The sequence below is a fragment of the Catenulispora sp. GAS73 genome (assembly GCF_041262085.1).
In the GTDB taxonomy this organism is placed as follows: Bacteria; Actinomycetota; Actinomycetes; order Streptomycetales; family Catenulisporaceae; genus Catenulispora.
Genome location: NZ_JBGCCM010000005.1, coordinates 312462 through 324798 on the forward strand (window position 1 = coordinate 312462; position 12337 = coordinate 324798).

8 protein-coding genes are annotated in these 12337 nt (G+C 72.1%); 1 reads left to right on the forward strand and 7 read right to left on the reverse strand.

Features of this window, described 5'->3' with window-relative positions; translation table 11 throughout:
* Positions 1-101: 101 nt before the first annotated feature.
* From ABH935_RS10005 to ABH935_RS10025, 5 genes are all read right to left on the reverse strand, one after another.
* Complete coding sequence (locus ABH935_RS10005; protein ID WP_370377531.1) at positions 102-1631, reverse strand: 4-hydroxyphenylacetate 3-hydroxylase family protein; 1530 nt, start codon at positions 1629-1631, stop codon at positions 102-104.
* Positions 1632-1692: 61 nt separating this feature from the next.
* Positions 1693-3330: a tyrosine 2,3-aminomutase gene (cmdF, locus tag ABH935_RS10010; RefSeq protein ID WP_370377532.1), complete on the reverse strand. Its 1638-nt coding sequence runs from the start codon at positions 3328-3330 to the stop codon at positions 1693-1695.
* Positions 3327-6503 (reverse strand): AMP-binding protein, encoded by a 3177-nt coding sequence (locus tag ABH935_RS10015; RefSeq protein WP_370377533.1) that lies wholly within the window; start codon positions 6501-6503, stop codon positions 3327-3329. The genes cmdF and ABH935_RS10015 overlap by 4 nt, the downstream gene beginning before the upstream one ends.
* Before the next feature lie 258 nt (positions 6504-6761).
* Positions 6762-7175, reverse strand: coding sequence for an SgcJ/EcaC family oxidoreductase (locus tag ABH935_RS10020; RefSeq protein ID WP_370377534.1), 414 nt, complete (start codon positions 7173-7175; stop codon positions 6762-6764).
* Positions 7176-7399: 224 nt separating this feature from the next.
* Positions 7400-9058 (reverse strand): MFS transporter, encoded by a 1659-nt coding sequence (locus tag ABH935_RS10025; RefSeq protein ID WP_370377535.1) that lies wholly within the window; start codon positions 9056-9058, stop codon positions 7400-7402.
* Between the two features lie 205 nt (positions 9059-9263).
* Between ABH935_RS10025 and ABH935_RS10030 the strand changes: the two genes are divergently transcribed.
* Positions 9264-10025 carry a DUF2306 domain-containing protein gene (locus ABH935_RS10030; RefSeq protein ID WP_370377536.1) on the forward strand — a complete coding sequence of 254 codons (762 nt, stop codon included), beginning with the start codon at positions 9264-9266 and terminating at the stop codon, positions 10023-10025.
* A 141-nt stretch (positions 10026-10166) separates the two neighbouring features.
* On the opposite strand, the gene ABH935_RS10035 is transcribed toward ABH935_RS10030, so the two are convergent.
* Together ABH935_RS10035 and ABH935_RS10040 are read right to left on the reverse strand one after the other, a co-directional pair.
* Entirely contained in the window at positions 10167-11126 is a 960-nt protein-coding gene (locus ABH935_RS10035; RefSeq protein WP_370377537.1) for a cyclase family protein, read from the reverse strand.
* Positions 11127-11139: 13 nt separating this feature from the next.
* Positions 11140-12300, reverse strand: a complete 1161-nt coding sequence (locus ABH935_RS10040) for an epoxide hydrolase family protein (RefSeq protein ID WP_370377538.1) — start codon at positions 12298-12300, stop codon at positions 11140-11142.
* Positions 12301-12337 lie beyond the last annotated feature (37 nt).

Here is a 12337-nt window from a genome sequence, read left to right on the forward strand (position 1 = left end):
CTCCTTGGAGGTTCGCGGTTCGCGAAACGTGGATACGTGTCAACTCTCGCCACCGGCCGCCCGCCGGGGCATCTTCGGCCTTGCTGGCTACAACCGGCCCATCAAGGCCGGTTCGTCAGCCCCCTGAGATCAGGAAACGACTCCAGATCCGGCACCGTCCACCCGTCCAGGTCGTACTCGTCCAAGCACTGCTCGACGAACTTCTCGTACCCCCGCAACTGCCCAGACGCCAGCTGCGCGGTATAAAGCTCGACCCGAGTGTTCTCGTGGTTCCCCGAGTAGTTGCGCTCATACAACTCATGCCGCCCGCCGAACTCACTCCCGACGGCGTCCCACAGCAGCTTCATGAGCTTGACCCGCTCCACCGCCGTGACCCCACCCGACCCGCGCACGTACTTGTCCAGATATGGCCGCGTCTGCGGATTCCGAAAGTCCTCCGCACTGGAGGGCACGTAAATCAGCCCACTGGCAACATCCTGCAGAATGATCTCCCGGATCCGCGGATACCCCACCTGCATGAACCACCGATAAGCCATCCCATAGTCCGGATTCGGCAACACCGCCCCGTCCTTCCACGGCACCGGATTCCGCGCAGCCGCATCCGCCAGCCCCCAGAACAGGTTCCGCCAGGCCAGCACCTCCCCCATCCGGCTCTGCACGCCCCGGAAATCCCGCGTCCCGGTGACCTCCAGCGCCTTGGACAGCAGCCCGGCCAGGAACTCCAGCTTCACCGCGAGCCGAATGCAGCCGTGAAAGGTAAACCGCTCCGGAAACCCAGACCGGGCCGTGAACATCTGCACCTTGCCCAGGTCCCCGTAGATGAAGACGTTCTCCCAGGGAATCAGCACCTTGTCCATGACCAGGATGGTGTCGTTCTCGTCCAGCCGCGACGACAACGGATAGTCGAACGGACTCCCGGCCACAGCCGCAGCCGCGCTGTACGAAGGCCGGCAGATCAGCTTCACGCCCCGCGCGTCCATCGGCACCGTCGCCACCAGCGCGTACTCCCGCTTGCGGATCGGCAGGCCGTAGTGCGCGATGAAGTTGTAGTGCGTCAGCGCCGAGCCGGTGGCCACCACCTTGGCCCCGCTGACCACCAGCCCGGCGTCGGTCTCGGCCTCGGCGTGCACGAACACGTCGGCGACCTCGTCCGGCGGCAGGTTCCGGTCCACCGGCGGGTGCACGATCGCGTGGTTCCAGTACAGGACCTTCTCCTGCGACTCCCGGTACCAGCGCCGCGCGTTGTCGGCGTAGGGCCCGTAGAACTCGGCGTTCGCGCCGAGCGTGCCCAGGAAGGAGGCCTTGTAGTCGGGGCTGCGGCCCATCCAGCCGTAGCTCAGACGCGCCCACTGCGCGATCGCGCCCTGCGCCGCGACCAGGTCCTCGGCGCTGTGCGGCGTGGTGAAGAAGCGGTGGGTGTAGCCCTCGCCGCCGCCGTCGACCGGGCAGGTCAGGACGTCGCGGTAGCGCTCGTCGTGCAGCGCGTCGTAGAGCCGGGCGGTCATGCGCACCGGGTTGTGGAACGCCGGGTGCGCCGTGACGTCCTTGACGCGCTCGCCGTAGACGTAGACCTCGCGACCGTCGCGAAGGCTGTCCACGTACTCCTCGCCGGTCATCGGCCGAGTGGCCATTGCTGTCCTGCCCTCCTGTCGGTCCGGGCGGACCGCGCGGCGGCCCGCCCGGACGCCGGTGTCAGCGCAGCTCGACGCCGCAGTTCTCGACGGCGGCGATGAACTCCCCGCGGGTCAGCGCCGCGGCGACGGTCTCGATGTCGTCGGCCATGTACCGGTCCTGGTTCAGCGGCGGCACCAGCGAGCGCACCGCGTCGTAGGCGGCGCGGCCGGCCGGGCCCAGGCCGTCGTAGCGCCCGGAGACGTCCACCGCCGAGGCCGCGGCCAGGAACTCCACGGCCAGGATGTACTGGTTGTTGGCCAGCACCCGCCGGGCGTTGCGGGCCGCGATCAGGCCCATGCTGACGATGTCCTGGTTGTCGCCGTTGGACGGCACGCTCTGGGTGCTGGCCGGGCCGATCGTCCGGTTCTCGGCGACCAGCGCCGTGGCCGGGTACTGCGCGCCGGCGTAGCCGCTGCTCAGCCCGGGGTCGCCGGCCACCAGGAACTCCGGCAGGCCGTAGCTCAGGTGCCGGTTCAGCACCCGGTTGAGCTGCCGCTCGGCCAGCACCCCGAGCTGGGTCAGGGCGATGGTGGTGAAGTCCATGACGAAGGCCACCGGCTGGCCGTGGAAGTTCGCGCCGTGGAAGACCTCGTGGTCCTCGAAGAACAGCGGGTTGTCGTTCGCGGAGTTCAGCTCGGTCTGCACCCGCGCCGTGACGTGCCCCAGGGTGTCCCGGACGCTGCCGAGCACCTGCGGCATGGCCCGCAACGAGTACGCCTTCTGCAAGTAGATCTCGGTCCGGGTGACGTCCCCGTCGCCCTTGGCCGCGGCCACCTGGCGCCGCAGGTCGGCGTGCTCCACCGTGAGCCCGCTGCCGCGCAGCAGGGCCCGCATGTTCGCCGCGGTGTCGATCTGACCGGGGTGCGGCCGGGCGACGTCGTGGCCCTCGGGCTGGAACGGCCCCATCGACCCGCGCACCGCCTCGACCAGCAGCGCCGAGACGATCTCGGCGTGCCGCACCTGCTCCAGCGCCCGGCCGGCGACCAGCGCGCCGAGCCCGGTCATCGCCGAGGTGCCGTTGATCAGCGCCAGGCCCTCCTTGAACTTCAGCTCCAGCGGGGTGATCCCGAGCGAGCGCAGCACCGGCGCGACCGGCCGCGGGCCGTCCGGGCCGAGGAAGTAGCCCTCGCCGATGACCGTGGCGGCCACGTGCGACAGCGGCGCCAGGTCGCCGCTGGCCCCCAGCGAGCCGATCTCCGGGATCGCCGGGATCAGGCCGGTGTTCAGATACAGCGCCAGCCGCTCCAGGATCTCGGGGCGCACCGCCGAGTAGCCCTTCGCCAGGGCGTTCAGCCGGGTGGCGACGATGGCGCGCGCCTGGTCCTCGGGGAAGTGCGCGCCGACGCCGGCACTGTGGCTGCGCACGAGGTTGGTCTGCAGCTCGGTCTCGCGCGAGGGGTCGACGAGCATGTAGATCATCTCGCCGTAACCGGTGGTGACGCCGTAGACCGGGATCCCGGCGCGGACCACGTCCTCGAACACGGCGCGGCTCTTGCCGGCCTTGGCCAGCGACTGCGGCGTCAGGGTGACCTCGGCCCGCTGTTCGGCCACGCTGCGCACGCCCGGGATGTCGAGCGTCTCGCCGTCGAGAACAACAGGCGCGACTGGCGCGCTGACGACCTCGCTATTGGGGGTGGACACGACGTTCTCCTTCATCTGGTTCGGTCGACCAAAGCCGCCAGCGCGGCCAGGCTCTGATGGGCGTAGAACTGGGGGACGGTCACATCGGCCGCGAGGCGCCGGCGCACCTGGTGCAGCAGCCGCGGGACCATCAGGGAGCTGCCGCCGAGCGCGAAGAAGCTCTGGTCGGCGTGCTCCGGCGGCGCCCCGAGCAGGGACGCCCAGATCGCGGCGAGCTCGGCCTCGGTCCCGGCGGCCGGGCGCCGCGCCGCGGCGTCACGCTCGGCGGCGGCGACGCTGCGCGCCAGCTGCGGACGGTCCACCTTGCCGGTGACGGTGCGCGGAAGGCGGTCCAGCGTGCGGTAGAGCGCCGGGAGCAGGGCCCGGCCGAAGCGGCGGCGCAGCTGGGTGCGCCACTGGTCCGGGGAGCCCTCCGGCCGGCCGTCGGGTCCGCGCTGCGGGACGACGCAGACCACCAGGCGGACGGCCAGGCCGTCGCGGTCGGCCACGGCGACGACCGCGCACTCGGCGACGGTGGGGTGGCCGGCCAGAGCCGCCTCGACGTCGGTGAGCTCCAGGCGGTTGCCGTAGAGCTTGACCTGGCTGTCCTTGCGGCCCCGGTATTCCAGGGCGCCGTCGGGGCGGCGGCGCGCCAGGTCGCCGGTGCGGTAGCAGTGGGCGTCGATACCGGGCAGACGCGTGAAGGCGGCGTGGTCATGAGCGGCGTGGTCGTGGGCGCCGAGGTAGCCGTCGGCGACGTAGGCGCCGGTGACGACCAGCTCGCCGGTGACGCCGGCCGGGCAGACGCGATCGGATTCGTCGAGGATGAGGATGCCGCGGCCGGGGATGGGACGGCCGATCGGGACGGTGCCCGAGGCCCTGCGCGCAGCCATGGTCGCTGCCGTGCTCGCCGCCTCGATGCCGGTCAGGGTGTTGATCTGGACTGCGCGGCGGCGCACCGGGTGCCAGGTCGCGGCGACGGTCTCGGTCGGGCCGTAGAGGTTGGCGACGTGGACCAGCGGCAGTGCGGCCAGGAGGCCGTCGGCGAGCTCTGCGGGCAGGGCTTCGCCCGTGAGAAGCAGGACCCTGAGGGTGCCGAGGCGTTCGGCGGAGTGCCGGCCGGTGAGGACGCGGAGCAGTTCGCGGGCGAAGCTCGGCACGGTCTGGAGGACGCCGATGCGTTCGGCGGCCAGCCAGTCCAGGAGGCGTTCGGGGTTGGCACGGATCTTCTCGGGGACCGGGCACAGGGTGGCGCCGGATCCGAGTGCTGCGAAAGTCTCGGCCAGGGCGGGGTCATGTTCGGCGGCGACCCACTGCGCGACGCGGACGCCGGGGCCGATCTCGAACTCGGCGGCCATCCAGGCGGCGAACTGCGCGAGGGCGGCGTGGGTTTGGGCGATGCCTTTCGGGACGCCGGTGGTGCCGGAGGTGAAGGCTACGTAGGCGCGGTCGGTGAGGTGGGGGGTTGGGGCCGGCAGCGTTGGCTTGGGCTCCGCGACGGCAGTGGCGACGGCGACGACCCGACCGCCGGTGGTCCTGCGGTACCAGGCGACGAACTCGTCGGGGTCGGCCGCGTCGGCCACCAGCATCGCAGCGGGCTTCAGCGCCCCGACGACGGCCCGGCCACGCTCCCCGCTGTCGGCGACCCCGAACCAGGTCAGATGCGCACCGGCTGCCAGCACTCCGAGCAACGCAGCATATTGACGCGCTCCCACCGGCAGCCGCACGACGACGGCATCGCCTTCTCGCACCCCGGCAGCGTGCAGATCCTCGGCGACCTGAATCGCTGCGGCATACAGCTCGCGGTAGGTCAGCGTCCCGTCGTGACTGTCGATGGCCACGGCATCAGGATCCTGCGATGCCAGCCGCCGGATCGCCTCCACGATCGTGTGGCCGGGCGCGCCGTCGTCGGCCCGCCGGTCCGCCTCGACGGCGGCGCGCGCCGCCTCGCCGGCGCCGTCGAGCGTCAGCTCGCCGACGGCGGTGTCGGGGGCCCGGCCGGCGTGCCGGAGCAGGGTGCGGAACTGGCGCAGGATCATCCGGGCGGTCGCCGGCTCGAACTGGTCGGCGTCGTAGAGGACGGTGACGGCCGGGCCGCTCCCGCCGTCGTCGACCCGCAGGACCAGGTCCGCGGGCGCCGGGCCGCCGTGGTCCGGGCCGGGCTCGACGACCGCGCCGGGGATGGCCAGGACCGAGCGCGGTCGGCCGCGATAGTCGAACACGACGTCGCCCAACGGCACCCGCCGCACCTCACGCACGATCGGGAGCGCCCCGAGCACCCGGGCCAGCGGCACGGCGCGGCGGGCCATCGCCTCGGCGGCCAGCGTGGTGCCGTGTTCCAGGACGTCCTTGAAGCTCTGCCCGGGCTCGATATCGGCGGGCAGGATCAGGACGTTCGCCGCCGCGCCCGCCCCGCGCTGCGAGACCGGGACCGCGACGGCCACCCGGTCGCCTCCGGTGTAGCGGTGCAGGAGCGCCTGGAATCCGGTGAGCATCACGACGGAGGGACTGCTGCGGCTGGCCTCGGCGCAGCGGGCGACGGCGCGGCCGAGGTCGGGGTCGGGCGGGGCGCTGACGGTTCCCCAGCGTCCGGAGCTGCGGTCCGGGCGCGGGCGGTCTGCGGGGAGCGGGAGTTCGCTGGGGAGGGGAGTCAGGGCGTTGACCCACCAGGCCAGGGCCTCGGGGTCGTCGGACGCCTGGGCATTCGCACTGGCCGCGACAGTGCCCGCGACAGTGTCGGTGCGGAGTGCGCGCCCGGCGCAGAGCTCGGAGAGTTCTTCGACCAGCGTGTCCACGAAGTCCTCATCGGCGAACGCGCCGGGAACCGCCAGGTGGATCTGGTGCTCCTCGGGCCCGCGCCGGGTGACGGTCAGCTGCGCGCGAGCCGGGACCTCGGCCGGGTCCGACTCGTTGGCATCGGCCGGCCCGCACACCTGCGCGTCTGTCTCGCGGGTGCGGAACGCCTCGGACCCGGAGCGTGCCCAGACCCTACGCACCGGCGCCCCGTCCTGCAGCACCAGCGCCGAACGCAGCCCCTCGTGCCGGTCGACGAGCGAGCGCCACGCCTCGGCCAGCGCCGCCACGTCCAGGTCGCCGACCACCCGGTACACCCGGCACCGCGCCGCCGGCTCCTGCCCGAGCGCACGCAGCAGCCACAGCCCTTGCTGGACCTCGGTCGCCGGGGCGTCCCGGTATGCGGGATCGGTCATGGGCAGCCTCCATCAGGCGGCAGGATTCACGGGGATCGGACAGACCGCGCCGACGCTGTGCATCAGGACTCTGATTCGTAGCGAGCGGTCCCCTACCTGCACAATGGCGGTGACGGGGAACACCCGGCATCTTTTGGAGTGCGGCCGTCCTGGAGCCGCCGACGCGCAAACCACGACACGGCCCACGACACAGCCCGCGGCCACCGGCGCCGAATCCGGCGCAGGCGACCGCGGGCTGTTCCCCACCGAGCCCTTTGTTCAGCCCGCCTGGTTCGCCGGGCTGTTCTGGTAGGCCGTCAGCAGCCACTCGCCGTCGCGCCGCGCCAGCAGCCACGAGGCGCGGATGGCGCGTTCGGCGGCCACCTCCTTCTCGCCCGCGTGCAGGACGCCGCCGGCGGTGATCAGGAGGACGGTGTCGGCGCCCAGCGGCTTGATCGCGATCGGGGCGCCGGTCACGCGGGTGCCTTTCAGGAAGCTGGTGAACGCCTCCGCCATGAACGCGCTGATCTCCTCGCGTCCCTGCCGGAAGACGCCGGGCAGGATCATCGTCCCGTCCTCGGTGAAGATCTCGCCGAAGGCCGCGGCGTCGTTGCGGCCCCAGGCCTCGATGATGCGGGCCGGGACCGCGGCCGCGGCGGCCCGGTCCTGCTCGGTAAGAGTCTGGCTGGTCATGGTGTCCTCCTGTGAAAACGCTGGTGCGGCGCGCCCAGCGTCACGCCGGGGACACGAGGGAGGCATCTTCGAATGTGCCGGCGGCGCCGACCTGTGCGCGGGTCGACGCCGCACTCTCGGACATGCGCACACCGCAGCCGGCGGGAACGATGGGAACCGAGGTCCGAATCAGACGACTGCCGCCCACCGAAGGCCGGTCCGGGCCCTGACCTGCGGCGCGACTCTCACGCCCCCGGGTGGGGCCGCGAGAACACCGGCGCCGTCGGCGGACGCTCCCGGGCCGGAAGCGTCAGTGCGGCCACCGCGCCGACTGCCGCGAGCAGCGCTGCCGCCGCGACCGCCGGAGCCGCGCCCCGCGAGGCCGAGGCTGAGGCTGAGGCCGAGCCTGACGCCGAGCCTGACGCCGAGCCCGACGCCGAGCCCGACGCCGAGCCCGACGCCGAGCCCGACGCTGAGCCCGACGCTGAGCCAGACGCTGAGCCTGACGCCGAGGCTGACGCCGAGCCCCAGCCGCCCGACCCGAGCCCGCCGCGTGCCACCACCACCGCCCCGAGCAGCGCGATCCCGAGCCCGACGCCGGCCCAGCGCACCGCCCCGAGGCCGCCGACGACCCCCTCGGGCTGCCGCAGCCCGGCCACGGTGACCGCCGCCCGCCGCGCCGCCGGCATTGCCAGCCCCACCCCGGCACCGCTCACCACCAGCGATAACGCCAGCCACCAGCCGGTCTGCCGACCGCGAACCAGGGTAGCCAGCCCGAGCAGCCCGATCGCGTCCAGCGCCATCCCGGCCGCTATCAGCCTGCGCATGCCGCGCGCGCCGACGTCCACGGAGGCCGACACCGGCAGCACCACCGCGACCGCCGCCGACCACGGCACGATGCGCAGCCCCACACCCAGCGGCCCGGAGCCCGCGACCACGTGGAAGTACTGCACGAGCAGGAACAGCGTGCCCGCCGTGGCCGCGAACAGGCACAGATCGGCGACCTGCGCCGCGACGAACGCCCGGCCGTACAGCGCGCCCAGCGGCGTCTGCCACACCAGGATCGGCACCAGCGCCACGAGTCCGGCCGCCAACAGAGCCAGGGTCCTGATGTTCCCCCAGCCCACGGACGCGGCCTCGTCCAGCGCCGCGACCGGCCCGGCCACGGCGACCGTGATCAGCACCAGACCGAGCAGGTCGAAGAGGTCCCGGGGCTGGCGCGCGCGATCGGTGGAGGCGCAATCGTCGCCGTCAGTCGCAGACGCGGGAACAGACACGGGCCCTGGCCGGGATTCAGGCGAGACAGCACGACCGCCGCGCACCAGAACGACGAAGCACACCGCCGCCCCCGCGATCGCATCTCCCCAGAACACCCAGCGCCAGCCGTGCACCGTCGCGGCGGCTCCCGCCAATAAGGGCCCGCACACCAACACCGCGCCGACCCCGCCGGTCTGGAACCCGCCACTGCCACTGCCACTGCCACCGCCGCCGACACCAGGCCCCGGCCCGGACCCGGTCCCAGACCCTAACTCGGCCGGCCCCGGCAGCCCGGCTAGCGCCTCGAACGCCGCGGCGACCATCAGCGCCGCCGCGATCCCCTGCACCGCCCGGGCCACGACCAGCAGCGACGGCGCGGACACCAGCGCGCAGCCGGCGGAGGCCAGGGCGAAGACGGCGGATCCGGACGTGAGGGCCGCCCGGCTTCCGACTCGCCTGCTCCACACCGTGCCGGCGCCGACGGCCGCCGCGGCGGCGACGTCGAACGCGGCGGCGATCCCGACCAGCACCGCGGCCGAGACGCGCTGCCGGGGCCCGAGGAAAACCAGCACGGCTAAGCTGTTCCACCCCGCCAGGAACGTGGTCACCGTGCCCAGACCGGGGCCGCGCCAAGGGCTTGAGGTCATGTTTCCCACCTTCCGTCGTCGAGACGCGGAGGAGAGTCAACCAGCGTTTCCGGCCGAAAATCGGGTTCCCGGCCAGGATGAGCATTCTGAAAGAACATCAGAAACCGGTGGCGCCGCACGGCACATACGAAGATGCCCGCACCGGTCCTCAGGGCCGATGCTCAACCTGCGTTTCACCCCAGCCGTGAGAGAGCCGAGGACAGGCATGTCTCAGAACACGCAACAGACCGGCCTCCAGATCAACCCCCCGGAGGACCCCGACGCCGACCAGCAGCCCGCGGTGCGCGGGGAACGGCCGTGGTGGAAGAGGTACTACCCCTGGTACGCCGTCCTGGGCGGGACCGTGCTGTTCAACGTGCTCTACGCGTTCCCGCACTACTTCACCACGAACCCCGACGACGCCCGCGTCCAGCTCGACCCCGGCTTCCACCCGCACCTGGCGTTCCTGATCGCGCACGTCGTGACCGGCAACCTGGCCCTGGTGACGATGATGCTCCAGGTCTGGCCGTACCTGCGGCGCACGCACCCGAGGGTGCACCGCTGGGTCGGCCGGGTGTACGTGTTCGGCGCCGTGGTCCCGACGACACTGATCGTGCTCTTCGTGCTGATCCCACACCGCGCCAACCAGGGCAGCACCGGCCTGGCCTGCGGCGCGGTCCTGTGGCTGGGCACGACGCTCTACGCGTGGCGCAAAGCCCGCCTGCGCCGCTACGCCGAGCACCGCCGCTGGATGATCTACAGCTTCTCGCTCGCGCTGTTCACGACCTACGGCCGCATCGTCTTCATGATGATCCTGCACTGGGGCCTGCAAGTGAACACCGAGATCCTGGTGGAGGGCACCAGCTGGGGCGCGTGGATCGTCAACCTGCTGGCCGCGCAGTGGTACCTGGAGTTCTCGGCGCGCCGGCGCGGCAAGAACCTGCCGGCCGGGCGGTTCAATCCTGCGACCGGGGCCATCCGGCAGTAGGCAGCAAGCAGTAAGAAGCCTGCGACACCAGCCGCTGCCACGCCGTCCGTCACGACGGCGCGGCAGCGGCCTCGTGACAACACGATCCGGCCGCCGACCCTTCATCAGGGCCGGCGGCCGGAGCTGGGAACACTCACCGCGTCACTTCAGCGCCAACGGATTGATCGGCGTCCCCACCCCGCCGGTCACCTTCAGCGGCGGCGCGGTGAAGAAGAACTCCCACACCCCGTCGGCCTCGCAGTCCGCGGCCAGCTCCTCCAGGTCCAGCAGCTCGCCGAGCGTCATGCCCATGTCGCGGATCAGCACCAGGTGCACGGTCAGGAACTCCCCCGGCACCTCCCCCGGCAGCACCTCCAGCGCCCAGTTGTCCGAGGCGACCGCGGCCACGTCGCGGTCCTTGAGCCACTCGCAGCACCCCATCCCCAAGCCCGGCTCCCCGGCCAGGAACTTCGCCGAGTCGTGCTCGGTCAGGAACTTGCGGCGCCAGCCGGTCCGCACCAGCAGGACGTCGCCGGCGCCGACCTGCACTCCGCCCTGGCGCTCGGCGGCGGCGTCCAGGTCCGCGGGCGTGATCACCGTCCCGGCGGGCAGCCACTCCACGCCGTGCAGCGCCGCCACGTCCAGCAGCACGCCCCGGCCGGCGATCCCCTTGGCCTGCTTGTCGATCGAGCAACGCCCCGCGCCCTTCACAGTGATCGAGGACGCGGCGAAGCCGTTGTAGAGCCGGTCGTCGTAGTACACGTGCGCCAGGGCGTCCCACTGCGTCGAGCTCTGCAACGGCATGAGGATGTAGTCGTCCGAATACCGGGTCCCGCACGGGACCTGCTGCCCCTGGCCGGTTTCGAGCATGACGTGGAGCGGGTTCTGCCGGAAGGTGCCGTTCGGGCCGTCCGCGGCGACCGGGATGCCGAGGTCGAACACCTTTCCCCGCCGGATCAGCTTCCCCGCGGCGATCAGGCGCTCCGGGGTGATCAGGTTGGCGGTCCCGCGCTCGTCCTCCACGCCCCAACGGCCCCAGTTGCTCAACCGGGCGCCGATCTCGCGGAACGTCTCGTTCTGGGGAGTCGCGGGGGTCTCAGAAGCCTCAGTGGTCGTCGTCATCGCCGCACGCCCCTCACGGCTTCTTCAGCTGTCGGCCGAACGCCTGCAGGTCCTCGACGAACAGGTCGGGCTCCTCCAGCGCGGCGAAGTGGCCGCCCCGGTCGTACTCCCGCCAGTGCACGAGCGTGGGGAAGTCGCGGTCGACGAAGCGGCGGATCGGCTTGAACAGCGCGCCGGGGTAGACCGCGATGCCGAGCGGCTGGGAGATCGGATTGAGGCGCCCGGTCACTCCGGCCTTCGGCAGGAAGGGGAGGTTGTCGTAGTAGAACTGCGCCGAGGATCCGGCGGTGTTGGTGAACCAGTAGATCGACGCGATCGTCAGTAGGACGTCCCGGTCCACCGCGTCCTCGGGGACGTTCGGCGCCTGGGCCCAGTCCTTGAACTTCTCCACGATCCACGCCAGCTGCCCCACCGGCGAGTCGGCCAGCGGGTAGGCGATGGTGTGCGGGCGCGTCGACTGGAGCTTCATCGAGCCGGAGAACTCAGCGACGAACCGGTCCAGCAGCGTCAGCCGGTGCTGCTCCTCGTCCGTCAGGCCGCCCAGCTCCCCCGGCTCGCCGCTGGGCAGGATGACCAGCATGTTCAGATGCAGTGCACTGACCTGCTCGGGGCGGGCGTGCGCGAGCACCATGGAGACCGCCGCGCCGAAGTCGGCGCCCTGCACCACGTACCGGTCATAGCCGAGCCGCTCCATCAGCTCGGCCCAGGCCGCGGCGGTGCGCTGCACGGTCCACCCCGGCAGCCCGTGCGGGCCGGAGAACCCGAAGCCCGGGATCGCGGGGATGACCAGGTGGAAGGCATCGGCCGGGTCGCCGCCGTGCCCGCGCGGGTCGGTCAGCGGGCCGATGATCTCCTCGAACTCCAGGAACGAGCCGGGCCAGCCGTGCGTGATCAGCATCGGGGTGGCGTCCGGCTCGGGCGAGCGGACGTGCAGATAGTGCACGCCGGCGCCGTCGATCTCGTCCCGGTACTGCGGGAAGCGGTTCAGACGGGTCTCGACGGCTCGCCAGTCGTAGTCGGTCTGCCAATAGCGGACCAGATCCCGGAGGTAGTCCGGCGGGACGCCTCGGTCCCAGCCGGCTTCGGGCAGCCCGACCGGCCAGCGCACGGCGGCCAGTCGCCGCTGCAGGTCGTCCAGGTCTGCTTGGGGTATCTCGACACGGAAAGGCTGCATGTCCGGCTCCCGTCCAGATCGCGACCGCCACACGGCG

Bases quoted from the DNA above. Each gene is read 5' to 3' on its own strand.
- ABH935_RS10005 (WP_370377531.1), bottom strand. From the start codon at position 1,631: ATGGCCACTCGGCCGATGACCGGCGAGGAGTACGTGGACAGCCTTCGC.
- cmdF (WP_370377532.1), bottom strand. From the start codon at position 3,330: ATGAAGGAGAACGTCGTGTCCACCCCCAATAGCGAGGTCGTCAGCGCG.
- ABH935_RS10015 (WP_370377533.1), bottom strand. From the start codon at position 6,503: ATGACCGATCCCGCATACCGGGACGCCCCGGCGACCGAGGTCCAGCAA.
- ABH935_RS10020 (WP_370377534.1), bottom strand. From the start codon at position 7,175: ATGACCAGCCAGACTCTTACCGAGCAGGACCGGGCCGCCGCGGCCGCG.
- ABH935_RS10025 (WP_370377535.1), bottom strand. From the start codon at position 9,058: ATGACCTCAAGCCCTTGGCGCGGCCCCGGTCTGGGCACGGTGACCACG.
- ABH935_RS10030 (WP_370377536.1), top strand. From the start codon at position 9,264: ATGTCTCAGAACACGCAACAGACCGGCCTCCAGATCAACCCCCCGGAG.
- ABH935_RS10035 (WP_370377537.1), bottom strand. From the start codon at position 11,126: ATGACGACGACCACTGAGGCTTCTGAGACCCCCGCGACTCCCCAGAAC.
- ABH935_RS10040 (WP_370377538.1), bottom strand. From the start codon at position 12,300: ATGCAGCCTTTCCGTGTCGAGATACCCCAAGCAGACCTGGACGACCTG.